This window comes from Planococcus sp. APC 3906, from assembly GCF_030407685.1.
GTDB classification, from domain to species: domain Bacteria; phylum Bacillota; class Bacilli; order Bacillales_A; family Planococcaceae; genus Planococcus; species Planococcus koreensis.
Window position 1 is genome coordinate 20,118 of record NZ_JASDCW010000026.1, and the last position, 25,586, is coordinate 45,703.

Here is a 25,586-nt window from a genome sequence, read left to right on the forward strand (position 1 = left end):
TGTGTAGAGTCCAACCGGTCTAGCCACTTCGCTTTCCGTGGGCTCAGCTTCAGCCTCCTCGTCACTGACGTTCCTGCGGGGTCTTCAGCCTTCGCTGTCCCACAGGAGTCTTCGTGGCTAGCCCGGTTGTCAGCATGTAGCTCTAATTGAAGAGAGTAACCAACTCATTCATTTTTCGTAAGCATTCTCTCAAGGATTCGGAGCACAATGCGGCGACTCCTGCGGAAGAGCGGAGTGATGAGACCCCGCAGGAGCTTGCGACGAGGAGGCTCAGCGCTTCGTCCGCGGAAAGCGTCCGCATGGAGTGCAGAATCCGGTATACCTAAGATGAAATGACTTTTAATTCTTTAAAAATATAAAAATTCATTTGTCTATTTCCTGAAACCGGCTCCTAAAAAAAGGGCCGGTTTTTCTATGCGCTGAGCAGGAACTGTGAAGAAAAAGGCAAGTACCGCTACACTTGTAAAAGTGAGGAGTGATGAACAATGGCAAATAAAAAATTTGAAAACATCCCGTTGGGCGTGCTGGACTTGGCACCTATCAATAAAGGCAGCGATGCGGCTCAATCATTCAAGAACAGCGTCCGTTTGGCGCAGCATGTAGAGGAATTAGGCTTCAGCAGGCTGTGGCTGGCTGAGCACCACAATATGCCAGGCATCGGCAGTTCAGCGACATCGGTGCTTATTGGCCATATTGCGGGGCAAACGGAGCGCATCCGTGTCGGTTCAGGAGGCGTCATGCTGCCGAACCATGCGCCGCTTGTCATTGCCGAGCAATTCGGTACGCTTGAATCGTTGTATCCTGGCCGCATCGACCTTGGATTAGGGCGTGCGCCAGGGAGTGACCAGGCGACAGCTTATGCGCTGCGCCGTACCTTGCACAGCAGCGGCGATGAGTTTCCGCAGCAAGTAGAAGAGCTGCAAAATTATTTTTCTGAAAATCCAAAAGGCAGCGTCCGCGCTTTCCCAGGAACCGGGTTGGACGTGCCGCTGTGGCTGCTCGGTTCGAGTGGATTCAGTGCGCAGCTGGCAGCAATAAAAGGCTTGCCGTTTTCTTTTGCCAGCCATTTTGCACCGGATTATACGATGCAGGCATTGCAGCTTTACCACCAGAATTTCAAACCATCCGCCGCATTGAAGGAGCCGTATGCCATGGTTGGCGTCAATGTTATTGCAGCGGATACGCAAGAACGGGCTGAATGGCTGGCAACATCCAGCCAGCAGCAGATGTTTGCGCTGATGAGAGGCATGCCGACCCATTTCCAGCCGCCGATCGATGACCTGGAAGCGGTTTGGTCTCCGCGTGAAATTTCCATCTTCAAAGAAAAACTGGCTTCTGAGTCGATGATTGTCGGCACACCGGATGTGGTACGCGAAAAGTTGCGGAACTTCATCCTGAAGACCCGGGCAAACGAAGTCATCGTCAATTCCCAAATTTTCCACCTGGAAGACCGGCTGCGTTCTTACAGCATTGTCGGCGATATGATGGATTAAATACGATGTCCCTGCTAAAGCAATCGCTTTAGCAGGGATTTTTTTGCACAAAATAAAAACACCGCCAAGTTTTGGCGGTGCTGCAAGCGCAAGTTATTGGAGCCGTTTAGCTTGCTGCGCTTCATTTTTGATTTCTTTTGGTGCGTCGTCATCCTTCGCGTTGGAATAGTCTGGTGCTCCTTCGCCGATCATGTTCTGGGCAGCATTATAATCTTCTTCGATTTCACGCGGAGTTTCCTGCGGATCGATTCTGATTTTTGCCATGGAAAAGACCTCCTTTCCGCTGATGTGTAAGTGATTGCCAGTGAAGGAAGGTGGACGTCTATATGCTTTTATTATACTGATTATTCCGTTAACAATAAAGCTTCAATGCTTAGGTTGAAAAAAATCCGCCAGAGCTGTGGCTCTGGCGGATTCTAATTATTGCTGTTTGGTTGCTTCGGCATTCAACAGGATGCTCTCGAAATAGACAGCAGGAGAACTTTCCTGCCATTCCTCTGCTATCGCTTCAGCGGTATCAGGAGATGCGCTATAAGCCATTTCTGTGCGCAAGTCATCAGTGAGGGGAATCTTCATCATCGGACCTTGCGGCGTCAGCCAGTTCAGCCGTTCGCGTGGATTTTGAGCGGCATGCGAGATCCACGCCTCCTCGTCTTGCGGCGTGCTGAAAAAGGGTTGCGGCGACAACATGAACCAGCTCTCAGCCTGATGCTTCGGCGGAAGCCAGAAGTTTTTCAGGAGTTTTCCTTCTTCGATTGTGAATTCCGCTATTTCATGGCGCAATTCTTTGACCGGATCGCCATTCCCAAGCTTCAGATTCCGCGAAACGTAAATATTGCCTTGCAGGATTTCAGTAGAGTCCATAGCGATGATGCCATATGGACGGGAAGTCGGGTCGTTGCCGTATTCCGGATCTGTTGTGCGCATGACAGGTTCGGTGTTCCAAGAACGCACATCTGGATCTCCAATGCCTGCTGTATTCATAGAGACGACGAATGGCAGCCAGCTTGTGTTTTCAAGATGATCGAAAACAATCGTGGTGCCATTGTCCAATTGGCGCTCTGTCAGCGTATAGCTGCCGAGCGGCAAGCTGAAGAGGGTAATATTGCGCTTGCCGTCTGCGTCCGGTTCTGCCAGCGTAAAGAAAGCGGGTTTTTCAATTTCCAGCTTTATATCGCCTTGCGAATAGATTTCTGTTGTATTGGTCATGAACATCATTCCGGTGAACATGATGAGCACCATGAAAAATGCGACTGCAAATAAAACAATGATTTTCCTTAACATTCGGGGGACACCTCAATTTTTTTCTTCATCGTTGATTATAGCATGGCTGCATGGGGAGCTGAGGCGGGAAATGGCAAGGGGATATGAACAAATCGACAAAAAAAGATGCCCCGGAAGGCATCTTTTCATAAAACTTTTTCTAAAAAATCACGGGCACGCTCGGTTTTCGGTGATGCGAAGAATTCCAGCGGCTTGCCTTCTTCAACGAGGATGCCATGATCCAGGAACAGCACGCGGTCGGCGACTTCCCGTGCAAAGCCCATTTCGTGCGTAACAACCGCCATCGTCATGCCGGATTTCGCCAAATCTTTCATAACGTCAAGCACTTCTTTGACCATTTCCGGATCAAGTGCGGAAGTCGGTTCATCAAACAGCATCAATTCTGGTTCCATTGCAAGCGCACGGGCGATTGCGACACGCTGTTTCTGGCCGCCGGAGAGGCTGCTCGGATAAGCTTTTTCTTTCTCAGCTAAGCCGACGCGCAGCAATAATGCGCGCGCTTTTTCTTCGGCAAGTGATTTGCTCTCGCCTTTCACTTTCATCGGGGCGTAAGTCAGGTTTTCAAGCACCGTCAAATGAGGAAATAGATGGAAATGCTGGAACACCATCCCGATTCCTTGGCGGATTTTCTGGACGTCCTTTTTCGGTCCTGTCAGATCTTGGCCATTGATGATCACTTTTCCGGATGTAGGGATCTCCAGCATGTTCAAGCAGCGCAGAAACGTCGATTTACCCGAGCCGGAAGGGCCGATGATGGAAACCACTTCACCTTTTTTGATGTCGGTACTGATGTCTGTCAGCACTTCGTTGGAGCCGAATTTCTTGTATAAATGTTCCACTTTAATCACTTTGCTTCAGCCTCCGTTCAAACATTCTGCCAAGTACGGTCAATCCCATGACCAGGCACCAGTAAATCAAGCCGACAAACAGCAGCGGTTCGAAGTTGCGGAACAGATCGGAGCCGACCACTTGTGCGCGGCGCATCAAATCGAGATAGCCGATTGTCGAAACAATCGCAGATTCTTTCGTCAATGTGATGAATTCGTTCATCAAAGCCGGCAGGATGTTTTTCAATGCCTGCGGCAGGATAATGTCTTTCATCATCGCGCGGTAGGGGATGCCGAGCGCTTGCGCAGCTTCCATCTGCCCTTTGTCGACCGCTTGGATGCCGGCGCGGATAATTTCAGAAATATAAGCCGACGAGTTCAGGCCGAATGCCAAAATCGCAGATAAGAAAGGCGAAATGTCATAGCCGGTCAGCTGTGGAATCGAGTAGTAGATGATCATCAATTGCAAAATCAGCGGCGTGCCGCGGAATATCGATGTATACGCGTCTGCGAACCAGCGCAGCGGTTTGATGGAGCCGATTTTGAACAATGCCAAAATCGTTCCCAGAATCGAACCAAGGATGATTGCGACGATGACGAATTTTAAGGTGACCCAAATCCCTTCTAAGATAAAAGGAATATAAGGAACCATTTGTGAAAAGTCCAAGTTCATAAGTTACAACTCTTTTCTGTTGGAAATTCATCCCGCAAAAGGGGATGTCCTAATAAATAGTGAGCGGCGGACTAGGCCCGCCGCTCAAAAGAATGTCTTTATTCTTCAATCTTCCATTTTTTCTTCAATTCTTCCATTTCGCCGCTTTCTTCCATTTCAGCGAGGACAGCGTTGACTTCTTCTACCAATTCGCTGCCTTTCGGGAAGGCCACAGCCATCCCTGGTGAAGAAGTTGTCGGATCATCGAATGCGCCCAAGTCCTGCGCTTCGATATAGCCTTTTGCCACTTCTTTGTCCATATAGGCTGCATCGATGCGGCCGGACAGGATTTCCTGGATCAATGCGCCTGAATCATCCAGCGCTTTCAACTCGAAATTGATGCCTTCTTCTTCAATAATGGCGTTAGCGCCTTCTTCCTGGATTGTTCCAAGCTGAACGCCGACTTTTTTGCCTTCGAGGTCTTCAAGCGTTTTTACGTCAGAATCTTTCGGGGTTACGAACATTTCTCCTGAGAAGTGGTATTCTGTCGAGAAATCAACGTTTTCTTTGCGGGCGTCTGTGGCGGACATGCCGGCAATGACCATGTCAACGCGGTCGTTCTGCAATGCGCCGATCAAACCGTCGAATTTCATGTCCGTAATTTTCAATTCATAGCCCATTTCTTCCGCGATGCGGTTAGCCATATCGATGTCGAATCCAACGAATTCACCGGATGCATCGCGTGATTCGAATGGCGGGAATTCAGCTGAAGTTCCCATTTCCAGGACTTTGTCTTCTTCGGACTCGCCTGAACCGCCGGATTCTGGAGTGTCGCTGCCGCAAGCTCCAAGAAGCAAAGCGGATGATGCAAATAAAACAGCCAATGTGTGTTTTTTAGTGATATTCAATGTTGGTTCCCCCTGTATAAATATATTTGGATAAATATTCATCTGTATGCATTTTAACAAATATCAGGGAATTTGCAAAGTTTTATTTTTAAAGAGGGCGACAGGTTTAGGATTTTCGGATTCTGGCGTATAATGGCGGAGAATGGAGGGGGATTATGAAAAAACTATTGCTTACAGGATTCGAACCGTTTCTGGCTTTTACCGTCAATCCGACGATGCGGATCGTTACAGAACTGGATGGACAGGAAATCGGCGGCTTTTCGATTGTCAGCAAAGTGATGCCAGTCGATTTTAATTCGTCGGGCCAGCATTTATTGTCATACATCGAAGAAGTCGAGCCGGACGCTGTCATTTCACTGGGGCTTGCAGCGGGCCGCTATAAAATCACACCCGAACGCATTGCCATCAATGTTAAAGACGGTGAGCCGGATAATGAGGGGCACAAGCCGGTGGACGAACCGATCAGGGAAAGCGGCAAGCCGGCATACCTCACGACCTTGCCGGCAAGGCAGATGGTTGACCGGCTCCAAAGCGAAGGGCTGCCAGCGGACATTTCCAATACAGCTGGCGCTTACTTATGCAATAACGTCATGTACGAAGGCTTGCATTACGCGGAAACGATGAAACCGGACATGCGCACGGGGTTTATCCACATTCCGGCTTCGCATGAACTTGGAATCGAACACGGCAAAATCCCTAGCTGGTCCCACGCTGACCTCGTCCGGGGCATAAAAGTCTGCATCGAAGTGTTAGGGGAACAATAAAAAGCAGCCGTCTATGGCAGACGGCTGCTTTTTACTCGAACATATTAACCTGCAATCGCTTCGTTCAGTTCGATCAGCGTGCCGGCGGGATCTCTGAAATGTGCAACTTTGCCGCCCTGGCCGCCTTGGACTGTCGGGGAAGTGATGAATTTCACAGAATGCCTTAATCTTTCGTAAGCGGCTTCTGTGTTTTCGACTTCAAAAATGACGGTTCCCAATGAGTCTGATGAAACCAGGGAATCTGGAGTTGGCACGATAAGGCTCCTTTCGGCCAATTCCACCGTACAGTGATTGAATTGCAGGTCCGCGGCTGCGGAATTCTCGTCGCCGGACTTCACGTCAAAGCCCAAGACATCGCGGTAAAAAAGAAAGCATTCTTTATAATTATCCACCAACAGGCGGGTGTGTGTCAGTTCCATAAAATTTCCTCCTGCAGATTAGATGATTTCCCAGTGGCGCTGCTCTGCAACAACCCGCAAACGCGGTTCCGGCCGCACTGCGACAGGATTGCCCACAAGCTCAAGCACAGGCAAATCGGAATGGCTGTCTCCATATGCGGAGCTGTTCGCCCAATCGACTTCTTCGCCTGCCAGGGCCTGTTTGATTTTTTCGGTTTTCAACGGGCCTTGGATATGTGAAATCTTGGCGCGGTGGTCAAGGATATTTTTTGCATAAGGAATTTCCGTGCCGATGATGGTGCGGATCGGCAGATTTTCCGTCACGGCATGCAGGAGCGGAGTGAAAGCACCCGACACGAGCATGATGTAATCGCCGTTCTGCACATGGCGCTTCAGCCGCTCGACGACTTCCGGATTGAAATCGCCATGCATGCGGTCAGCGATTTCGCGGAAATAAGTTTCCAGCTCATGTTGCGTAAAGCTTTCCAGGGCAGCCAAATAGGCCTGCACCGAACGTTCCCGCATTTTTGGGACCGACACGAGCTTCAGTTTCGAGCCGATATAAGGCGGCATGATGGCACGGTAAAACTGGCGGTAGCGCTTGCTGTGGAGAGGGTGGTTCTTCAGGTGCTCCATCATCAGCCCGAAAGTTTCTTTGGAATAAAGTGTTCCATCAAAATCGAAAATCGCAACGCGCATGGCATTCACTCCGGTTCATTAATTTTTTCCTTTCCCCATCATAACGGAAAGGCGCGGTCTCGGCTAGGGCAGGTTTATCCAGCTGGACGCCAGGGGTATAGGAAAAGAAATTATGCGGGAGGGTTTAATTATGGACATACAGCGCATTACAGTGGGATACGTTGAATTGACAGAACCGGAATCGGAACAGCTTTTCAATAAAGTGAAAAAAGACAAAGGCATCGACAGCTACGATGGATTGCAGGACTTGATGGAGGATTTCGATTCGCGCGTCATTGAACCTGCAGCGGTTATTGCAGACGATGAGTCCGGAAAAAGCAGCAAAGGAACGCGTTTTATCGAGGTATTCAATACGGTTAAAGACGATACCGTCTACCGCATCAAATCCTCCGACCAAACATGAAAATGAAAGATGGCAAGGCATTCCAGTGAGAACTGGGATGCCTTTTTCAGTGGGGGATTTTAAGTATTATTCTTCTGCGAAACGAAATACTGTCCCATCACTCGCCAATACGATCCGCTAGCATCGTAATACTGTCCTAATAATGACAAATACTGTCCCAGCAGCAACAAATACTGTCCGCAAGCAAAAAAGGCGCCCTCGAAAGGACGCCCCGGAAAACTCTATTCGTCTTTATTGGCGCTGCAGCGTTCACATTCGTAGTTGATCGATTCCCGCTGCTCTTTGATTTCACAACCGCATTCCTGGCATTCTTTTTTAGGGCGCATTCCGTACGTCTGCATGTTTTTCATAGTGATCTCCTCCAATTAGGTTAGTTTAGTAGTTGATACCCTGGCAGCGTCAAAAACTCGGCAAAATCACTTTGCAATGTGAGTTGAGTAAACAACTCGCGCGCTTCTTCAAAATGTCCGGATCGGTATTTCTCATCACCAACGGCTTCCCGGATCTTGCGATCTTCCTGTTCCGTTATTTCGTGGAATAAACTCACGGTGATTTTTCGGCCATCGTCGAGAACGCCTCTCGGATGGCGGATCCATTGCCAGACCTGGGAGCGGGAGATTTCGGCTGTGGCCGCGTCTTCCATCAAATTATTGATGGGAGCAGCACCGTTGCCGGACAGCCAGGATGCGATGTATTGGATGCCTACGGATATATTGGAGCGCAGGCCGTCTTCTGTAATGGTGCCTGCTGGAACTTCGAGCAGGTCTTTAGCCGTGACGTTGACGTCTTCCCGCTGTTTGTCAATTTGGTTGGGCGCCGGCATATGCGCGTCGAATTCTTCCATTGCCACGGCAACCATTCCTGGATGCGCGACCCAAGTGCCATCGTGGCCGTCAATCGCTTCGCGGCGCTTGTCTTCACGCACTTTTTGGAATGCGGCCTCGTTGGCTTCGGGATCGCCTTTGACCGGAATCTGTGCCGCCATCCCGCCAAGAGCTGGAGCTCCGCGCCTATGGCAAGTCTTGATGCAAAGCTGCGTATAAGCCCGCATAAATGGCACGGTCATGGTGACTTGTGACCGGTCAGGGAAGAGGTATTCTGGCCGGTTGCGCATGCGCTTGATGACACTGAAAATATAATCCCAGCGGCCGCAGTTCAGGCCGGCTGAATGATCGCGCAGTTCGTAAAGGATTTCATCCATTTCAAATGCCGCAAGAATGGTCTCAATCAGCACCGTCGCCCGGATCGTGCCTTGAGGGATGCCGATTTCGTTCTGCGCGAAAACAAAGACATCATTCCAAAGACGCGCTTCCAGATGGCTTTCGAGCTTTGGAAGGTAGAAGTAAGACCCTGTCCCGCGCTCGATCAATTCTTTGGCATTGTGGAAAAAGTAAAGGCCGAAGTCGACCAGGCTGCCCGAAATCGGCTTGCCGTCGATTTGAATGTTCTTCTCCAGCAGATGCCATCCGCGTGGCCGTACCATGAGCACAGCCGTCTCGGGATTGAGCTTATAGGCCTTGCCCGTATCCGGTGCTTCAAAGTCGATTTTGCGCCTGACCGCATCAGCCAAGTTCACTTGGCCATCGATAACATTGAACCAGTTCGGCGCTGTCGCGTCTTCAAGGTCTGCCATGAACATCTTCGCACCGGAATTCAAGGCGTTGATGAGCATTTTGCGGTTGGTTGGACCGGTGATTTCAACGCGCCGGTCCTGCATGTCAGCAGGCAATGGCGCAATCGTCCAATTACCCTCACGGATATGTTTCGTTTCGGGCAGGAAATCGAGCGGCTTTCCGGCATCGATTTCCTGCTGGCGAAGCTGCCGCCGTTCCAGCAGCTCTTCGCGGCGCGGATTAAACTGCACATGCAGTTTTTCAATGAACTCCAAGGCTTCGGGCGTCAAGATCTTGTCCATCTGCGGGACTGGCCCGCCTGTGATTAGAATCGTCGATTTTGTCAGCAAAGGGATCATCCTCTCATTTCGCCGCTGTGAATTGGGCTGCTTCTGTAGAACCGCTCATGGCCGTTGTCGAGCTTGTGCCGCCGGAAATAACCTGCGACACTTCGTCGAAGTAGCCGGTGCCGACTTCACGCTGGTGTCGAGTTGCCGTATAGCCTTTTGCTTCATTGGCGAACTCGGCCTGCTGCAGTTTCGAGTATGCGGCCATGCCATGGTCTTTGTAATCGTGCGCCAGTTCGAACATGCTGTGGTTCAAAGCATGGAAGCCTGCAAGCGTAACGAACTGGAATTTATAGCCCATCTTGCCAAGTTCGACTTGGAATTTCGCGATGGTTTCTTTATCAAGCTTCGCTTCCCAGTTGAATGAAGGCGAGCAATTGTAAGCAAGCAGCTTGCCAGGGAACTCGGCATGGATCGCGTCCGCAAATTGCTGAGCTTCTTCCAAGTTCGGATGCGAGGTTTCACACCACACCAAGTCTGCGTACGGCGCGTAAGCCAAACCGCGCGAGATGGCCTGGTCGATGCCGGCGTTTGTCCGGTAGAAGCCTTCTGGCGTCCGTTCGCCGGTGATAAATTGATGGTCGCGCGGATCGATATCGCTTGTGATCAAGTCAGCCGCGTCTGCATCAGTGCGGGCGATAATCAATGTCGAAACGCCAAGCACATCAGCTGCCAAGCGGGCAGATACAAGGTTTCTTACCGCATTTTGCGTCGGCAGCAAGACTTTGCCGCCCAAGTGGCCGCATTTTTTTTCCGAAGCGAGCTGATCTTCAAAGTGGACGCCGGCAGCGCCAGCTTCGATCATCGATTTCATCAATTCGAAGACATTCAGCGGTCCGCCGAATCCAGCTTCCGCATCCGCGACAATCGGTGCATACCAGTCAAAGCCTTCCGTATTTTCAACGCTGTCGATCTGGTCTGCACGCTGCAATGCGCGGTTGATCTTTTTCACTACGTCCGGCACGGAATTGACGGGATATAAACTTTGGTCCGGGTACATCTGGCCAGCGGAGTTGGCATCCGCCGCTACTTGCCAGCCGCTCAAGTAAATGGCTTGCAAGCCTGCTTTCACTTGCTGCACGGCCTGGTTGCCGGTCAATGCGCCAAGTGCGTTGACGAAATCCATTTCATGGATTGACTTGAAGAGGCGTTCAGCGCCTTTTTTCGCCAGTGTATGTTCAATGAGCACCGAACCGCGCAGCTTCACGACTTCCTCTGCCGTATAGGGGCGTTCAATGCCGTTCCATCTGCTGTCCTGCTCCCAGCTCTTTTTCAGTTCCTGTGCTTGCTGTTGTTTGTTCGCCATATCCAATCCATCCCTTTCGACTAAAAGTTTTTATTAACTGTATTAATACAGTTGTTGTTGATGTATATTAATATATAACAGAATAGTTTGACTGTCTTGAAAATTGGATAAAAGCGGATATGCAGCGACGAAAGCGGGGTTTTCACGATAAAAGCAGGCGGAAGGGGATCGGAAGGATGGAAAACAAAATATTGGAGCAGATGGGTTCGATTATTGGCGACTGGGTGCCGAAAGAGGCGTCAATCGCGATTGCGGCAGAAGGTTGTTATATCTACTATAAAGCGGGCGCCTATGACCTGAGGATTACGGAAGGGCAACCGGTCATAGCAGGAAGCATAGCGGCGCGGACCGGCAAGGAACAGCGGCGTGTCGAGATGCTGGTGGAAGAGTCGGTGCTTGGCACAGCGTATTATGGAATCGGCTATCCTGTTGAAATAGATGGCAAAAACGGTGTTGTCGTCATCATTCTGCCGCCAGATTTTGCTGTACGGAGATTGCAGCCATTGAAATTCCTGACAGGAAAACTGGAAGAAGCGTGGCGGCCGGTTTCGGTGGAGCGTGTTTCTCACATTGAAAGCAGCCAGAAGAAAACGTGGTTCTATACAGAAGATGACACTTATTGTTCGATTCATACCTTGAAAAACCTGCGCAATCAATTGCCGGACTTTTTCCTGCCAATCCACCGCGCTTATATTGTAAACATCCATCATATAGAAGAGATCACCCGCGATATGGCTTCGAACTACCAGCTGACGATGAAAGACGGCTCCGTCCTGCCTGTCAGCCAAAACTACGCGGCAAGCGTCAGAGGGAGGCTCGGATTTTAAGTGGACAAAGTTACAACCGACGCGATTAATAAAACCTTCCATAGGGTAAAGTCCCTATAAATGAAAGGGGCTGGCGCGTAATGGCGAATGAACAATTTTTCCATTTTGAAGACGATGGCGCAATACCGAACAATCCGGCGCTGAATGTTTTATTCTACCCCGCTGCATTCAAAGAAAATCCCCAGGAAATCGAAGAGGTGTTCAACCGCCATAATTGGCTCAATAGTTGGAGGGGCGGGGTTTTCGATTACCACCATTACCACAGCAACACGCATGAAGCGCTCGGGGTCAGCGCAGGTTCAGCGACCTTGCAGCTTGGCGGAGAGCAGGGCGAACAAGTGAAAGTGAAAGCCGGCGATGTCGTCGTGCTGCCTGCAGGCACTGGGCATAAAAAGATCGAAGCGTCTGCTGACTTTGAAGTCATCGGAGCTTATCCGAACGGCGTCAGCTATAATTTGAAGACCGGCGCCCCCGAAGAAAGGCCATACGTGCTTGAAGATATCCAAAACACGCCGCTGCCGCAGACCGATCCCGTTTTCGGCAAGAACGGCCCGCTGCAAGATCAATGGAAATAGGAAATCCCGAACCGCAAAAGCGGTTCGGGATTTTTTTAGGTGGCGGGTTCGACAGGGACACCATCGAATGCCGACTGATAGATTTTGCGGATATCCGATTCTTCGAGCGGCAGCGGGCTTCTGGCAAGAATCCGTTTTTGCTTGACGCCATCCGCTGTCAAACTGTCGAGCGCAGACTCCGGCACATCGAAACCGGACAAGGTCGAGGGGATGCCTACGTCTTCAACAATGCGCTTCAACTCATCGACGCATTTATAGGACGCTTCTTCTTCGGACAAGAAACTTGGGTTGCCGCCAAGCGCTTCAAGGATATCCGCCATGCGTTTCGGACAGCTCTTGCGGATATAGCTCATGACGTAAGGCAGCAGAACGGCATTGGAATCGCCATGGGGAATGTGGAACTGGCCGCCGAGCGGATAAGCGAGTGCATGGACGCCCGCGACGCCCGCATTGAAAAATGCCAATCCAGCCAAATAGCTGCCGTGGCTCATATCAGTGCGCGCTTGCTTGTTGCCGCCATCTTTGACGGCTGTGCGCAGAGATTTCGAGATAAGCCTTATGGCGTGCAGCGCCAAGCCATCCGTCGCAGGGCTGGCATTGATTGAAATATAAGCTTCAACTGCGTGTGTCAAAGCGTCGATGCCGGTCGCGGCGGTCACTTTCGGGGGTACTGAAACCGTCAGTTGCGGATCGACAATCGCAACACTCGCAATCATATTGTCGTGCGTGATGACATCTTTGGATGATTCGAGCGATAATACGGCGATGCTCGTCACTTCGGAACCTGTGCCGGAAGTTGTCGGAATCAGGACAAGCGGCAATGCTTTGTGTTCAATTTTGCGCGTTCCGGTCAAGTTCAGGTAGTCTGCGACCGGCCCTTCATGCGTCGCCATGATGGCTGCGAGTTTTGCCAGGTCGAGCGCGCTGCCGCCGCCGACCCCGATGACAAGATCAAAGCCGTTGCCGCGTATGAACGCTGCCAATTTCTCGCCGGTTTCCAGATGCGGTTCCGGTACGACGTCGGTGTAGAGCGTGACTTCATAGCCCGCGTCCCGCACCGGCTTCGACACTTGATCGGACAAACCGATTTTTTCGAGCATCGGATCGGTGACGAGGAGGATTTTAGTTGGCGCAAAGCGCTCGAGCTCCGGAATCAGCTGTTCGAGTGATCCCCAGCCGGTATAGCTTAAGGGAGCGAAAACCAATTTAGAAAAAGTCATGAATCATGTCCTCCATTATTCGTAATAGCCTTCAGTGGATTTTCGGAATTTGCTGAACTGCGCTGCGTCGTGCCCGAACCAGACGTCGGAATTCGTTTCTTGCGCAATTCTTCGAATGCGCTCGACGGTCGAGTTATAGCCGACTGAATCGTAGAGGATGCCCGGCGGTTTTACAGGCGGCCCGTAACTTTCTGCGGTGTAGATGGCATCTGACGCAAGAATGATCCCGCCAGTTTCCGGCAAATTGATGTGCAGCCCTAGCATTCCCCAGGCGTGTCCGCTGCCGAAGTTCAGGAGATGGATGCCTTCAGCAAGCTTCAAGCCGTCTTCCGTCCGGCGCACCGTTTTCCATTGGAGGTTATTTTTGATCCAAGCGTCGATATCCCCCCAGATATATGCGCCTTCTTTGGTGTTTCGTGCGTATGTTTGGAGAGCGCCGTTCAATTCGTCTTCATGGACGATGATGGTGGCGTTCGTGAAGAGTTCGAGACAACCTGCGTGGTCTAGGTGAAGGTGGGAAGCCACGACGTACTTGATGTCTTCAGGGCGTACGCCGAGTTCTTCCAGGCGATGGTGGAGGTAGCACTCTTCCGGCATATCGAGCGGGAACAGCGATTGGGTCGCAGTGCCCCAGCGTCCGTTCAAGCCGGTGGATTCCGGATTGCAGGCAGTGTCAAAAAGGATTTTCCCATCCGGATGATCGATCAGGACGGTGTAAACGGGGAACTTCACCAGCTCATTCGGCACATTCGGGTTTTCCGCGCTTGCCGGGTTGTGCATGGAAATCATGTAATTCTTGTCCATGCTGAGCTGGCCATTATCCATTACGTACAATTTCGGGTTCGGTTTGATAATTCCTGTCATTAAAAAGCCTCCCTTCAGAATGATTCCATAATATCATAATTTTCTGATTAATAGAAATGATTTCCTGCCTTGATTGGAATTAATTAATATCTTCGATATTCCGCAAAACAGCTGCGAAGGTATTGACCCAAGAATTGGGGCGATACCTTTGCGACGAAGCGCATAGCGCTGCAGGAGCACAAATGTTTTTGCCGCGGGGGAGCGCCAAGCCTCCTCAGTCGCTTCGCTCCTTCCGGGGTCTCGGCTGTCTCGCTTTCCCGCAGGCAAGACTTACCCGAAGCTTGCGAGGGCAAGTCTTTGCGACGAAGTGCGCAGCACTGCAACGTACTTTTTGTCCCGAAGCTAGCGAAGCGTTGCAGGGACAGGAGCAGTAAGGTTTTCTCCGCTGTTTTGCTCCATATTGAGATATCTCTTAGCGGAGGCGCGTCAAGGGGCTAGGCGAAGTAATGAGACGAGTGGTCTTCTCGTCTCATTGCGAGAGCCATGCCCAAAGCGGCCGGAGCGATTTGAACTATACTAGTTCAGTATTTTCAACTTTACTCACATAAAAAATCCCCCTGCCGATGTGCGCAGGGGGGAGTTCAGCCGGCGAATACCGGCGTGAAGAATTCGCTGTAAAGTTCTTGCAGGATTTTCGTTTCGTCTTTTTGCAATACGCCGAACACCAAGCTGACTTCTGATGAGCCCTGGTTGATCATTTCGATGTTGGCGCCTGTGCGGGCGATGGCTTGAGTTGCTCTGGCAGCGAGGCCAGTAGAGTATTTCATGCCTTCGCCGACGAGGACGACCATTGAAAAGCCGCCGCTGAATGAAACATCGTCTGCATGCAATTCATTTTTGATGCGGTCGACGATGCGTTGTTCCTTGCCTGGCGTCAATTGGTAACTTCTGACGATGACGGAAAGGTTGTCGATGCCGGAAGGGATGTGTTCATAGGAGACTTGTTCATCTTCCAAAATTTGCAGCAATTTACGCCCGAAGCCGATTTCACGGTTCATCAAATATTTGCTGACATAGAGCGTGGAAAAACCGCTGTCGGCTGAAATGCCTGTAACGGGCCGTTCGGAAAAATCCCGCTCTGCAACAATCATCGTTCCTTTGGAAAAGGGATTATTCGTATTTTTGATGCATACCGGAACAGATGCTTTAAAAGCAGGCATCAATGCTTCGTCGTGAAGCACAGCGAAGCCGGCGTAAGATAATTCACGCATTTCCCGGTACGTCATTTTCTCGATTTCGGCCGGATTATCCACCGCTTTCGGGTTTGCCGCAAACACACAGTCGACGTCAGTGAAATTCTCGTAAAGTTCCGCACCTACTGCTGCGGCCAGAATAGAGCCAGTGATATCCGAGCCGCCGCGGTCGAATGTGCGGAGCATGCCAGTTTCCGTAAAGCCGAAGAAACCCGGGAAGACGCAGATCGCTTGGCGGTTGCGGAGTTGGGAAAGATTGGCGTATGATTCCGCTAATGCTTGGACGCGTGCCGGAGGATTGTTAACGACGAGTCCCCCATCTTGCGGGTTGATGTATTCGGCAGGAAGGCCGATTGAAGTTAAGTATGCTGCGATCAACTTAGCGGAATTGTCTTCACCGCTCGCTTTTAATTGATCAAAATACAAGGAAGGGTTTTCTTTCGATGCAGCCAAACGGCGAGCAAGATCATCGGCTATGATGGAAGTTATGCCATCATCAAGCCCAAGGTCTAAAGCAATATCCCGGTAACGGGCCAGTACATCGTCCAATGCTCTATCTACCGGTTCGCCGGCCAGCGAGGCATTTGCCAGCCGAATCAGCAGATCTGTCACTTTCACATCATTGTCAAACCGTTTGCCGGGAGCGGAAACGACGACGATGCGGCGGCTTGGATCCGCTTTGAGGATGTTTGCCACTTTTTCTATTTGTGCGGCGCTCGCGACGGAAGTTCCGCCGAATTTACTTACTTTCATCTCATCAGATCCAATCTTTGTGGGAGTAAGGGGTTGCTTTCGAATTTATATAATACTATAATGTCCTTATGCAAAAAACAACTGTATTTTCACAGTGTACACAGCCTAGGGGGAATCGTCAATGAAAAATGAAATTTCAATCGGATTATTAGGACTGGGGACAGTAGGCAGCGGTGTAGCCACCATCCTGCAGCAGCATCAGCAGGATTTACGCCATAAATTGGGCGTCCAGGTAACCATCAAAAAAGTCCTTATCAAGGATATTAACAAAGAAAGACTATCCAGTCTGGATCCGTCTGTGTTCTGCACAGATATTCATGAATTATTGAATGATCCTTCATTAGATATCATTGTCGAAGTGATGGGCGGTATCGATGGCGCTAAAAATGCGATTGAAGAAGCCTTGAAAGCCGGCAAACAGGTAGTGACAGCGAACAAAGATGTCATGGCAGAATATGGCCATGAATTATTGAAGCTCGCCGATGAACAGAAATGTGATTTGTTTTACGAAGCGAGTGTAGCAGGCGGAATTCCAATCATTCGCACGCTTGAAGATGGACTTGCTTCCGACCGCATCAGCAGCTTGATGGGGATCGTCAACGGCACGACCAATTTCATCCTGACAAAAATGAAGAAAGAAAATATGAGCTACGCAGATGCACTCGCCGAAGCGACAGCGCTCGGCTACGCGGAATCAGATCCATCAGCTGACGTCGACGGACTGGATGCAGCACGGAAAATGGTCATCTTGTCATCGCTGGCGTTTTCCACCGAGGTCCATCTCGATGATGTGCTCGTCCGGGGCATGAAAGAAATCCGCGACGGCGACCTCGATATGGCAGCGGATTTCGGCTACACGATGAAGATGATCGGTTCTTCGAAAAAAGACGAAGATGGAATTGAAGTGGCCGTAGAACCTGTATTTATGGCGAATTCACATCCACTGGCATCTGTGAACAATGAATATAACGCAGTTTATATTCACGGCGACGCGGTCGGCGAGACGATGCTGTACGGTCCTGGAGCCGGTTCTTTGCCAACTGCGACTTCAGTCGTTTCTGATATTATCGCCGCTTGCCGCAACCTATTGCTGGAAGTCAATGGCAAGCGTGTCCATTCGGCGCAGCACGAGCGAGTCATGAAGCCTGAATCGAAGCAGTTTGCGAAGTATTTCCATCGCGTTTTGGTTACGGATGAAGTGGGGGTCTTATCGAAAATGACGTCGATTTACGGCAAGCATGGTGCAAGCATCCAATCGGTCATGCAGCATCCAGCACAAGAAGAAGGCAAAGCGGAACTGGTTTTATTGACACACCGCATTTCCCGCCAACAGCATTTGAACGTGCTCGGCGATTTGGAAGGGACCGCTAGCGTCATCAGCCATTACCGCATTGAAGGGGAGGAATCTGCATGAGATGGCCTGGATTGATCGAACAATACAAAGAGTGGCTGCCGGTCACTGAAAATACACCTGCTTTGACATTGCAAGAAGGCAACACGCCGCTTGTCCGCTTGGATAAGATGTCTGAACGATGGGACATCGATTTATACGTCAAGCTTGAAGGGGCGAATCCGACAGGCTCGTTCAAGGACCGCGGAATGGTCATGGCGGTTGCGAAAGCGAAAGAAGAAGGGAAATCGGTGCTCGTCTGCGCTTCGACAGGCAACACATCGGCATCGGCTGCCGCTTACGGGGCTAGAGCCGGCATGCGGACAATCGTCGTTATTCCGGAAGGGCGCATCGCACTCGGAAAATTGGCGCAAGCCAAAATGTACGGCGCTGAAATCCTGGAAATCAAAGGCAATTTCGACGAAGCGCTGCGCATGGTCCGTGAAGTTGGGGAAGAAGCCGGCATTGCATTGGTGAATTCGGTGAACCCATATCGCTTGGAAGGGCAAAAGACAATTGCATTTGAAGTGATTGACCAGCTCGGGAAAGTTCCGGATATCTTCGCGTTGCCGGTCGGCAACGCCGGCAATATTTCCGCTTCATGGAAAGGCTTCAGTGAATACGCAGAAAAAACAGGGGCAAAACGGCCAGAATTATTGGGCGTTCAGGCATCGGGAGCGGCGCCGATTGTCCATAACCGGGTGTTCGACAAGCCGGAAACAGTGGCAACAGCGATCCGCATCGGCAATCCGGCGAGCTGGAAGCTTGCGCTCAATGCATTAGATGAATCCAGAGGCACAATTTTGGAAGCGACAGACGAAGAAATTTTGGAAGCTTACCAAATGCTGGCTTCGACAGAAGGCGTTTTTGCAGAACCGGCATCTTGTGCATCGATTGCCGGCATCAAAAAACAGGTGGAAAATGGCAGCATCCAAAAAGGCGCAACGATTGTTGCTGTATTGACGGGCAATGGGTTGAAAGATCCTGAAACTGCGATTGCGGTTAATGCCGACAAGGCACAATTGGTCCCTGAAGACATGGAACGTTTCTGGGAGGATTTGAAAAAAGGGGTTCAGGTATGATGTGGACGGATTTTACAGTCATCGTACCGGCTTCGACGGCAAACTTGGGGCCGGGCTTCGACTCGATCGGCCTGGCTTTGGACCTCCAGTTGACGATCCACGTTTCCCGTGCTGAACAATGGCACGTTGAATACAAAGATGACAGCTACAGCCATTTAGCTGGTGCAGCCCAAAATTTAATCGTCAAAGCGGCAATGCACACTGCCTCTAAACTCGGCCGAACCTTGCCGCCGGCTAAATTGGTAGTGGAGACGGACATCCCACTCGGACGAGGCCTCGGCAGCAGCGCCTCCGCCATTGCTGGGGGCATTGAAATCTGCGTGCGTTTGCTGGGAATTGATATGCCGATGAAAGAAAAAGTAGCGATCGGTACCGAAATGGAAGGGCATCCTGATAATATTTCCGCTTCGCTTATGGGCGGATTGACAATTTCCTATGCAGAAGGCGAGGACTTGGAAGTGGTACACATTCCGGATGCTGCTATAGGAGTAGTGCTGATGGTGCCGCCGACTGAATTTCTGACTTCGGAATCGAGAGGGCTGCTGCCAGAAAGCCTTGCATACGGTGCGGCAATCTCTAGCAGTGCGGCCGGCAATGTTTTAGCAGCCGCATTGGTGCGCGGCGATTGGCGGATAGCAGGGCGCATGATGGAAAAGGATGCTTTCCACGAACCTTTCCGGCAAAGCAGATTTCCGGATTTTGCCGAGATTCGCCAGGCCTGCCGGGCGGCAGGGGCATATGGTTCGGCTATCAGTGGAGCAGGCCCCTCGTTGTTCATCGTGGCCCCCGAAGGCCGGGAGCAAGAAATCTGCAATTCTTTGAGTGAACAATTTCCACATTACGATTGCAGTTTTACTAAACCGAGCCCATCTGGCATAAAATCATTTGAGACAGTGGTCTAATCAGCATAAAAAGCGGTCCGAGGGATATCCCCGGACCGCTTTTTTGCGTTTATCAGATTTTGATGGAGATGTATTTGGTTTCGACAAAAGCTTCGAGGCCTTCTTGTCCGCCTTCTCGGCCAATTCCGCTTTCTTTCATGCCCCCGAATGGCGCTTGAGCGGTTGACGGCGCACCGTCGTTCCATCCTACAATGCCATAATCCAGGTTTTCAGCAATATAAGTACCGCGTGTCATGCTGTCAGTGAAGAAATAAGCGGCCAAGCCAAAGCGTGTATCATTTGCCAGCTTAATTGCCTCTTCATCTTTTTCGAATGTCATGATCGGCGCGACTGGACCGAACGTTTCTTCGTGCATGACCAGCATGTCGGAACTGGCATTCACCAGCACCGTCGGATTATAGAAATAGGAATCGTTTTCCGTTGAACCGTCTCCACCGATCAATACTTTCGCTCCTTTGGAAACTGCGTCCTGAACATGCTGCTGAACTTTTTCATAGCCGTCTTTATCGACCAACGGCCCAATCGTCACGCCTTCATCCATGCCATTTCCGACCTTTAGCTTGGAGGTCGCTTCCTGCAGGCGTTTGGCAAATTCATCTGCAATTCCCGATTGGACATAGATCCGGTTTCCGCAAACACAGGTTTGGCCAGCGTTGCGGAATTTAGAAGCCACTACGCCTTCTACAGCTAGATCGAGATTTGCATCATCGAGCACGATGATCGGTGCATGGCCGCCCAGTTCAAGAGACAGGTTAAGCATAGTTTCGGAACTCTGCTTCATCAATTCCTTGCCGATTTCGGTTGACCCTGTAAAGGTTAACTTCCTAACGTCAGGATGGCTGGTGAAGACTTTGCCGATTTTGCTGGCACTGCCTGTGACCAGGTTAATGACGCCTTTCGGGAATCCGGCTTCCTCCGCCAGCTCAAACATGCGCACGGCAGTGAGCGGCGTCAGCTTCGCTGGTTTGGAAACGAATGTACATCCCGCTGCTAGCGCAGGTGCCATTTTGCGAGCCATCATTGCTGCCGGAAAATTCCACGGGGTGATCGATACCACAACGCCTACCGGCTGTTTATTGATTTGAATCCGTTTGCCTTCCTTGCTTGCCGGAATCGTTCGGCCGTAAAGGCGTTTGCCTTCTTCAGCGAACCATGAGATGAATGAAGCGGAGTATTCAACTTCACCAATAGCTTCAGCAAGCGGCTTGCCCATTTCCTTTGTCAGGATTTCGCCGACTTCTTCTTTATGTTCCAGAAGCAAGTCGTGCCATTTCATCAAAAGTTCAGCGCGTTCATAAGCAGTCGTCTTGGACCATCCGGGGAATGCAGCAGCAGCAGCTTCGACAGCAGCGGTCGCTTCTTTTTCGCCGCCATTCGGAACCGTTCCGACTTGTTCACCGGTTGCTGGGTTCATGACGTTGATGACGCCATCTCCTTCTGTATTCCATTCACCATTGATATAGTTTTTGCCTTCCATTCATGCAGCCTCCTTCAATTTATAACTATTCTATCCACATACCTCTACTGGCAATAAATAAACCCGTTAGCATTTAGGGGAAAATAAAATACAGAAAAATTCATAAAGCATAAACCGCAATCTAAAGCCATTGTAAACGTTATCAAAACAATTGGCAATTTCTAAATTATGCATTTATTCTATTTTCTTGCGCAAATAATTATGCTAAGATGGCAACAATCCTTTATTGAAGTAAAGGATTTTGGTGGATATTGAATAGGAGGCAAAAAAGCATGGCTCAAATGTTGGCATTTTCGATTTTAGCATTTATTTTGTTTATCGGCGAAGTCGTTTCGATTCGCACAAAAGCATGGATTCCTTCTATTTTTATTAGTGGATTTTTATTCCTGCTGGGATATTGGACATTTTTCCCTCCAGAAATCGTAGCGATTGCAGGCATTCCGCCGGCTGTTGTCACGGTGCTTATTTATCTCTTAATCACTAATATGGGTACATTGCTGTCAGTTCAAGAGCTGAAAGCGCAATGGAAAACCATTTTGATCGCTTTGTCCGGAATCTTGGGGATTATTGCGGCTCTGTTCGGCATCGGTATGCTGCTGTTCGATTTCCAAACAGTCGTAGTGGCGATTCCGCCATTGGTCGGTGGTGTCGTTTCAGCATTGATCATGTCCGAAGGGGCAGAGGCAGCAGGCTTGCCGACGTTGGCGGTTTTCGCCATCGTCATCTACGTTATGCAAGGCTTTGCCGGTTACCCGCTGACGTCGATCATGCTGAAGCGTGAAGGCCGTTCGTTATTGGAAAAATACAGAAACAACGAATTGTCTTTAAAGCAAAGCGGACCTAAAGATGAAAAGGCTAAACCGAATGAAGAGGTGCGCGAACCGAAAATGTTCGCCAAAATACCACCTGAATACAATACGGATTTCTTCAAATTTTTCCGGTTGGCACTTGTCGGCTATGCAGCATACTTGGTATCTACTTTGGCTGCTCCTTATGTGGAAATCAGTCCATTCGTCCTGTGCTTATTCTTTGGAGTAGTTGCGCGCAGCATCGGTTTCCTTGAACGCCACCCACTCCAAAAAGCCAATGGATTCGGTTTCGCCATCCTTGGATTGCTGTTATTCGTCTTCGACGGACTGAAGAATGCAACGCCAAGCATGATGCTTGAAATCATTTATCCGCTTGTTACTTTGATCGCATTAGGGGTAGCGGGTATGTATGTATTTTCTTTCATCGTCGGAAAACTGCTGAAAGTCAGCAAAGAAATGGCTTTTGCCGTGTCCTTGACGGCGCTGTACGGATTCCCGGCGGATTATGTCATCACCGTGGAAGTCATCAATTCCCTGACAAAAGATGAGAAGGAACGGGAAGTGTTGACGAGCCATATGCTGCCGCCGATGCTTGTAGCTGGATTTATCACCGTGACTATTGTTTCTGTCATTTTAGCCGGAATATTTGTCGGCTTCCTATAAAAATGGAGGTTCTTACTAATGATCAATGAAACCATCAAAAAAGCGATTCAGGACAATAGCGATGAAATGATCGATATCCGAAGAAAGCTCCACAGCGAACCGGAATTATCGTGGGAAGAATATAACACTTCCGAATTTGTCTACAATTATTTGACAGGGCTTGGGATTGATTGCTGGAAAGCAGAGCCTACTGGCGTAATAGGTACACTTAAAGGCGGGAACTCTGGCAAAACCGTAGCACTGCGCGCAGATATGGACGCTTTATCGGTGCACGAATTAAATGAAGATCTGCCATTCAGGTCAGCCGAAGCAGGTAAAATGCATGCTTGCGGACACGATGCCCACACAGCTATGCTGCTTGCTGCGGCGAAAGCGCTTGTTGCTGTCAAAGAACAGATTCCAGGCAGCGTTCGATTCATTTTCCAGCCGGCAGAAGAGGTAGCGACTGGAGCGAAGGCAATGGTCAGCCAAGGTGCTGTCGACGGAGTGGATGATGTTTTTGGCATCCATATCTGGTCCCAAATGCCGACGCATAAAGTGGCGTGCCGGCCTGGCCCTTCTTTCGCTTCGGCAGACATTTTCAATGTGCATTTCAAAGGCCAGGGCGGACATGGGGCGATGCCGCAAGACTGCATCGATGCAGCCATCATCGCATCGGCCTTTGTCATGAACGTGCAGTCGGTCGTCTCCCGGACGATTGATCCGCAGCAGCCGGCGGTGGTGACGATCGGCAAAATGACCGTCGGCACACGCTTTAATGTCATTGCGGAAAATGCGGAACTTGAAGGTACCGTACGCTGTTTTGATCCGGATATCCGCGATCATATTGAAAAACAATTGAAAATTTATGCTGAGCACACTGCTGCTGTTTATGGCGGCACAGCTCATGTGGAATATATCCGTGGCACCCAAGCGGTGATCAACGGCGCAGAAAGCGCGGAGCTGGTCCAGCAGGTGGCTGTCGAAGCATTCGGCGAAGGTTCAGTGTACGATGAAAAACCGACAATGGGAGGAGAGGATTTCTCCTTTTACCTGGATAAAGTTCCGGGCAGTTTTGCACTGGTCGGCAGCGGGAATGCTGGCAAAGATACCGAATGGGCCCATCACCACGGAAAGTTCAATATTGACGAAGACGCGATGGCAACCGGTGCAGAATTATACGCTCAATACGCCTGGGCATACTTGACCAAATGACTGAAAGTAAAGGGGCATAAGCATGGCATTAGAAAATCCGGTTTATGAAGACTTGATGAACGGCTACGATCAGAACTTGGATCGTTCAGGTATTAAAGGGGAGCGGCTGGCAAAGCGCCTTTATGAACTTTCGAAAATCGGTTATACCCAAATCGGAGGCGTCCGGCGCCCTGGCTTGTCTGCCGAAGAAAAAGAAGCGAAGGAATTAGTGAAACAATGGATGGCGGAAGCTGGATTCTCCATAATCGAAGATGGAGCTGGGAACGTAATTGGCCGCTTGGCGGGAAAAGACAATGCCTCCAAAGCGATTGCGTCAGGATCACATTTGGACAGTGTGCCGAATGGCGGAAACTTTGATGGTCCGCTTGGCGTCTTGTCAGCATTGGAAGTCGCGGAAGCGTGGAAGGAAACTGGATATGTGCCAGAGAAACCCTACGAACTGATCATATTCACGGACGAAGAAGGCTCTCGCTTCAATAGCGGGTTGACTGGCAGCCGGGCAATGGCAGGCGACATCACCGAAGAAGAAATACAGCAGCTCCGGGATTACAATGGAGAAAACCTGGAGCAGGTGCTCGAACATTATGGCAGTTCCCTGGCTGCTTTTAAAAAAGCAAAGCGCGATGTTAGCGAATTGGAATTATTTGTTGAAGTGCATATAGAACAAGGAAAACGCTTGGAACAAGAAAATCAGCCGGTAGGCATCGTCAGCGGCATTGCCGGCCCAGCCTGGCTTGAACTGGAATTTACAGGTGAAGCGGGCCACGCTGGGAATACACCGATGATAGGACGCAAAGATCCGTTGGTAGCGGCTGCTGAATTTATACACGGCATTCCCGATTTTCCAGCACAAGTCAGCGGCACTTCAGTCGCAACTATCGGAAAAATGGAAGTGTTTCCGAATGGCATCAACGTTATCCCGGAAAAAGTTGTTCTCCACGCTGACATCCGTGATATCAAAGAAGAAACGCGGGACAAGCTGCTTCAACAGATTAAACAATACGCTGAAGAAGTTGCCGGCCGCCGCAATGTACAGTTGGCTATTAAGCAAAATACCAAAATCATGCCGGTGCCGATCGAAGAAACATTAAAGCGGAAACTGGAAGAGTCATTGAACGGGCTTGGCATAAAACCTGTCCATATTCCAAGTGGTGCTGGGCATGACGCAATGGTGCTCGGGCGTTATATTCCAGTGGCAATGCTCTTTGTTAGAAGCAAAGACGGCATCAGCCATAATCCGAAAGAATGGTCCTCGTTGACTGATTGTGTATATGGAATCCATGCTTTGAAAGATTTTATTGAAAACGCGATGAAAGATTGAAAAAATGAGTCCTGTCCTCTGAGACAGGGCTTTTTTTTTATTTATTTTTCACTAATATGAGGTAAACTATTAAAACTATAGAACAATATTCTGAATATGTTGAATAAATAAAGTGATTTAGGGTATATATGTAAATAAGATAATATAAAAGTTAATAAGTGGGAGGCGAGATAAAATGTCAGCCAGACATAATATTTACGAGACTCGGCCATTTAGAGAACAGAAAGTCATGAAGCAATGCATTAATTGTTTTGCAGGAGAACCAGACCGTATCGCAGAAATTGGACAAGCATTCATAGAATATTTTATGGAAAATGCAACTGCTGATGGCGTGCTGTTTAAAACGATAAAAGAAATCACAACGGACATGGATATACCGCATCAAACTTTATCCAAAGTGTTAAAAGCGCTTGAAGCTAATCGGATCATTTATCGGCGAAACGGCATTATCGGATTATGGGAGGATTAACAGGTGTAAGCCGCTTCTTAATTGAAGCGGCTTTTTATTATGTGGTGCCATCTCCCATTTATTACTATTCTATTGTCAGCTGTTCTAGCGATGTGGGGTAGATTTTGGATTTCAATAGATAATTTAAAATTTTTAAAAGTTTTGTGAGCTTCT

General features: G+C 49.7%; 26 protein-coding genes. 12 read left to right on the forward strand and 14 right to left on the reverse strand.

What is annotated here, in order from left to right:
• Positions 1-485 precede the first annotated feature (485 nt).
• On the forward strand, positions 486-1,493 hold the full coding sequence (locus QMA09_RS13655; RefSeq protein ID WP_135500426.1) for an LLM class flavin-dependent oxidoreductase: 1,008 nt from the start codon (positions 486-488) through the stop codon (positions 1,491-1,493).
• Positions 1,494-1,586: 93 nt separating this feature from the next.
• Here the strand turns inward: QMA09_RS13655 and QMA09_RS13660 are convergent, their stop codons facing one another.
• The 5 genes from QMA09_RS13660 to QMA09_RS13680 all read right to left on the reverse strand — a co-directional run bounded on the left by QMA09_RS13660 (position 1,587) and on the right by QMA09_RS13680 (position 5,158).
• On the reverse strand, positions 1,587-1,757 hold the full coding sequence (locus QMA09_RS13660; RefSeq protein WP_158290556.1) for a hypothetical protein: 171 nt from the start codon (positions 1,755-1,757) through the stop codon (positions 1,587-1,589).
• A gap of 156 nt (positions 1,758-1,913) precedes the next feature.
• Positions 1,914-2,777, reverse strand: coding sequence for a hypothetical protein (locus tag QMA09_RS13665; protein WP_135500425.1), 864 nt, complete (start codon positions 2,775-2,777; stop codon positions 1,914-1,916).
• Between the two features lie 125 nt (positions 2,778-2,902).
• Positions 2,903-3,625 carry an amino acid ABC transporter ATP-binding protein gene (locus QMA09_RS13670; protein ID WP_135500424.1) on the reverse strand — a complete coding sequence of 241 codons (723 nt, stop codon included), beginning with the start codon at positions 3,623-3,625 and terminating at the stop codon, positions 2,903-2,905.
• Entirely contained in the window at positions 3,618-4,277 is a 660-nt protein-coding gene (locus QMA09_RS13675; protein WP_135500423.1) for an amino acid ABC transporter permease, read from the reverse strand. Before QMA09_RS13675 ends, QMA09_RS13670 begins: the two co-directional genes overlap by 8 nt.
• 98 nt (positions 4,278-4,375) lie before the next feature.
• Positions 4,376-5,158 carry a transporter substrate-binding domain-containing protein gene (locus QMA09_RS13680; RefSeq protein WP_483313559.1) on the reverse strand — a complete coding sequence of 261 codons (783 nt, stop codon included), beginning with the start codon at positions 5,156-5,158 and terminating at the stop codon, positions 4,376-4,378.
• Positions 5,159-5,319: 161 nt separating this feature from the next.
• Between QMA09_RS13680 and pcp the strand changes: the two genes are divergently transcribed.
• Positions 5,320-5,928, forward strand: coding sequence for a pyroglutamyl-peptidase I (gene pcp, locus QMA09_RS13685; protein ID WP_290213491.1), 609 nt, complete (start codon positions 5,320-5,322; stop codon positions 5,926-5,928).
• Positions 5,929-5,972: 44 nt separating this feature from the next.
• Here pcp and QMA09_RS13690 read toward each other — a convergent pair whose 3' ends face one another.
• On the reverse strand, positions 5,973-6,347 hold the full coding sequence (locus tag QMA09_RS13690; RefSeq protein ID WP_290213492.1) for a VOC family protein: 375 nt from the start codon (positions 6,345-6,347) through the stop codon (positions 5,973-5,975).
• Positions 6,348-6,365: 18 nt separating this feature from the next.
• On the reverse strand, positions 6,366-7,025 hold the full coding sequence (locus tag QMA09_RS13695; protein ID WP_290213493.1) for an HAD family hydrolase: 660 nt from the start codon (positions 7,023-7,025) through the stop codon (positions 6,366-6,368).
• 130 nt (positions 7,026-7,155) lie between these two features.
• Here QMA09_RS13695 and QMA09_RS13700 point away from each other — a divergent pair, with 130 nt between their 5' ends.
• A complete protein-coding gene (locus QMA09_RS13700) occupies positions 7,156-7,428 on the forward strand; it encodes a hypothetical protein (protein ID WP_135500418.1) in 273 nt (90 codons plus the stop codon).
• Between the two features lie 221 nt (positions 7,429-7,649).
• On the opposite strand, the gene yhfH is transcribed toward QMA09_RS13700, so the two are convergent.
• The 3 genes from yhfH to aceA are packed head-to-tail and all read right to left on the reverse strand — an operon-like array spanning position 7,650 to position 10,694.
• On the reverse strand, positions 7,650-7,778 hold the full coding sequence (yhfH, locus tag QMA09_RS13705; protein ID WP_135500417.1) for a protein YhfH: 129 nt from the start codon (positions 7,776-7,778) through the stop codon (positions 7,650-7,652).
• Positions 7,779-7,798: 20 nt separating this feature from the next.
• Positions 7,799-9,400, reverse strand: a complete 1,602-nt coding sequence (gene aceB / locus QMA09_RS13710) for a malate synthase A (RefSeq protein WP_175580252.1) — start codon at positions 9,398-9,400, stop codon at positions 7,799-7,801.
• A 4-nt stretch (positions 9,401-9,404) separates the two neighbouring features.
• The gene (aceA, locus tag QMA09_RS13715; RefSeq protein ID WP_135500415.1) at positions 9,405-10,694 is read right to left on the reverse strand and encodes an isocitrate lyase; all 1,290 of its coding nucleotides are present in this window, start codon (positions 10,692-10,694) and stop codon (positions 9,405-9,407) included.
• A 176-nt stretch (positions 10,695-10,870) separates the two neighbouring features.
• Here aceA and QMA09_RS13720 point away from each other — a divergent pair, with 176 nt between their 5' ends.
• Both QMA09_RS13720 and QMA09_RS13725 read left to right on the forward strand, forming a co-directional pair.
• Positions 10,871-11,521, forward strand: a complete 651-nt coding sequence (locus tag QMA09_RS13720; protein ID WP_135500414.1) for a LytTR family DNA-binding domain-containing protein — start codon at positions 10,871-10,873, stop codon at positions 11,519-11,521.
• Between the two features lie 80 nt (positions 11,522-11,601).
• Positions 11,602-12,096 (forward strand): cupin domain-containing protein, encoded by a 495-nt coding sequence (locus QMA09_RS13725; protein ID WP_135500413.1) that lies wholly within the window; start codon positions 11,602-11,604, stop codon positions 12,094-12,096.
• Between the two features lie 35 nt (positions 12,097-12,131).
• On the opposite strand, the gene QMA09_RS13730 is transcribed toward QMA09_RS13725, so the two are convergent.
• The 3 genes from QMA09_RS13730 to QMA09_RS13740 form a co-directional block, all read right to left on the reverse strand.
• The gene (locus tag QMA09_RS13730; protein ID WP_135500412.1) at positions 12,132-13,316 is read right to left on the reverse strand and encodes an iron-containing alcohol dehydrogenase; all 1,185 of its coding nucleotides are present in this window, start codon (positions 13,314-13,316) and stop codon (positions 12,132-12,134) included.
• Positions 13,317-13,331: 15 nt separating this feature from the next.
• Entirely contained in the window at positions 13,332-14,180 is an 849-nt protein-coding gene (gene ahlS, locus QMA09_RS13735) for an AhlS family quorum-quenching N-acyl homoserine lactonase (RefSeq protein WP_290213494.1), read from the reverse strand.
• A 581-nt stretch (positions 14,181-14,761) separates the two neighbouring features.
• Entirely contained in the window at positions 14,762-16,126 is a 1,365-nt protein-coding gene (locus tag QMA09_RS13740; protein WP_290213495.1) for an aspartate kinase, read from the reverse strand.
• Between the two features lie 121 nt (positions 16,127-16,247).
• Between QMA09_RS13740 and QMA09_RS13745 the strand changes: the two genes are divergently transcribed.
• Genes QMA09_RS13745 through thrB form a run of 3 tightly spaced genes read left to right on the forward strand, consistent with a single transcriptional unit; the run spans position 16,248 to position 19,500 of the window.
• Positions 16,248-17,540: a homoserine dehydrogenase gene (locus tag QMA09_RS13745; protein ID WP_135500409.1), complete on the forward strand. Its 1,293-nt coding sequence runs from the start codon at positions 16,248-16,250 to the stop codon at positions 17,538-17,540.
• Positions 17,537-18,598, forward strand: coding sequence for a threonine synthase (thrC, locus tag QMA09_RS13750; RefSeq protein WP_290213496.1), 1,062 nt, complete (start codon positions 17,537-17,539; stop codon positions 18,596-18,598). Before QMA09_RS13745 ends, thrC begins: the two co-directional genes overlap by 4 nt.
• Complete coding sequence (thrB, locus tag QMA09_RS13755) at positions 18,595-19,500, forward strand: homoserine kinase (protein ID WP_290213497.1); 906 nt, start codon at positions 18,595-18,597, stop codon at positions 19,498-19,500. Before thrC ends, thrB begins: the two co-directional genes overlap by 4 nt.
• A gap of 52 nt (positions 19,501-19,552) precedes the next feature.
• Here the strand turns inward: thrB and QMA09_RS13760 are convergent, their stop codons facing one another.
• The gene (locus QMA09_RS13760; protein ID WP_135500406.1) at positions 19,553-20,977 is read right to left on the reverse strand and encodes an NAD-dependent succinate-semialdehyde dehydrogenase; all 1,425 of its coding nucleotides are present in this window, start codon (positions 20,975-20,977) and stop codon (positions 19,553-19,555) included.
• A gap of 272 nt (positions 20,978-21,249) precedes the next feature.
• Between QMA09_RS13760 and QMA09_RS13765 the strand changes: the two genes are divergently transcribed.
• From QMA09_RS13765 to QMA09_RS13780, 4 genes are all read left to right on the forward strand, one after another.
• On the forward strand, positions 21,250-22,449 hold the full coding sequence (locus QMA09_RS13765) for a hypothetical protein (protein WP_290213498.1): 1,200 nt from the start codon (positions 21,250-21,252) through the stop codon (positions 22,447-22,449).
• Between the two features lie 18 nt (positions 22,450-22,467).
• Entirely contained in the window at positions 22,468-23,643 is a 1,176-nt protein-coding gene (locus QMA09_RS13770) for an amidohydrolase (protein ID WP_290213499.1), read from the forward strand.
• 22 nt (positions 23,644-23,665) lie between these two features.
• Positions 23,666-24,964: a M20 family metallo-hydrolase gene (locus QMA09_RS13775; protein ID WP_290213500.1), complete on the forward strand. Its 1,299-nt coding sequence runs from the start codon at positions 23,666-23,668 to the stop codon at positions 24,962-24,964.
• Between the two features lie 175 nt (positions 24,965-25,139).
• Positions 25,140-25,433, forward strand: coding sequence for an RPC34 RNA polymerase subunit family protein (locus QMA09_RS13780; RefSeq protein ID WP_290213501.1), 294 nt, complete (start codon positions 25,140-25,142; stop codon positions 25,431-25,433).
• Positions 25,434-25,586 lie beyond the last annotated feature (153 nt).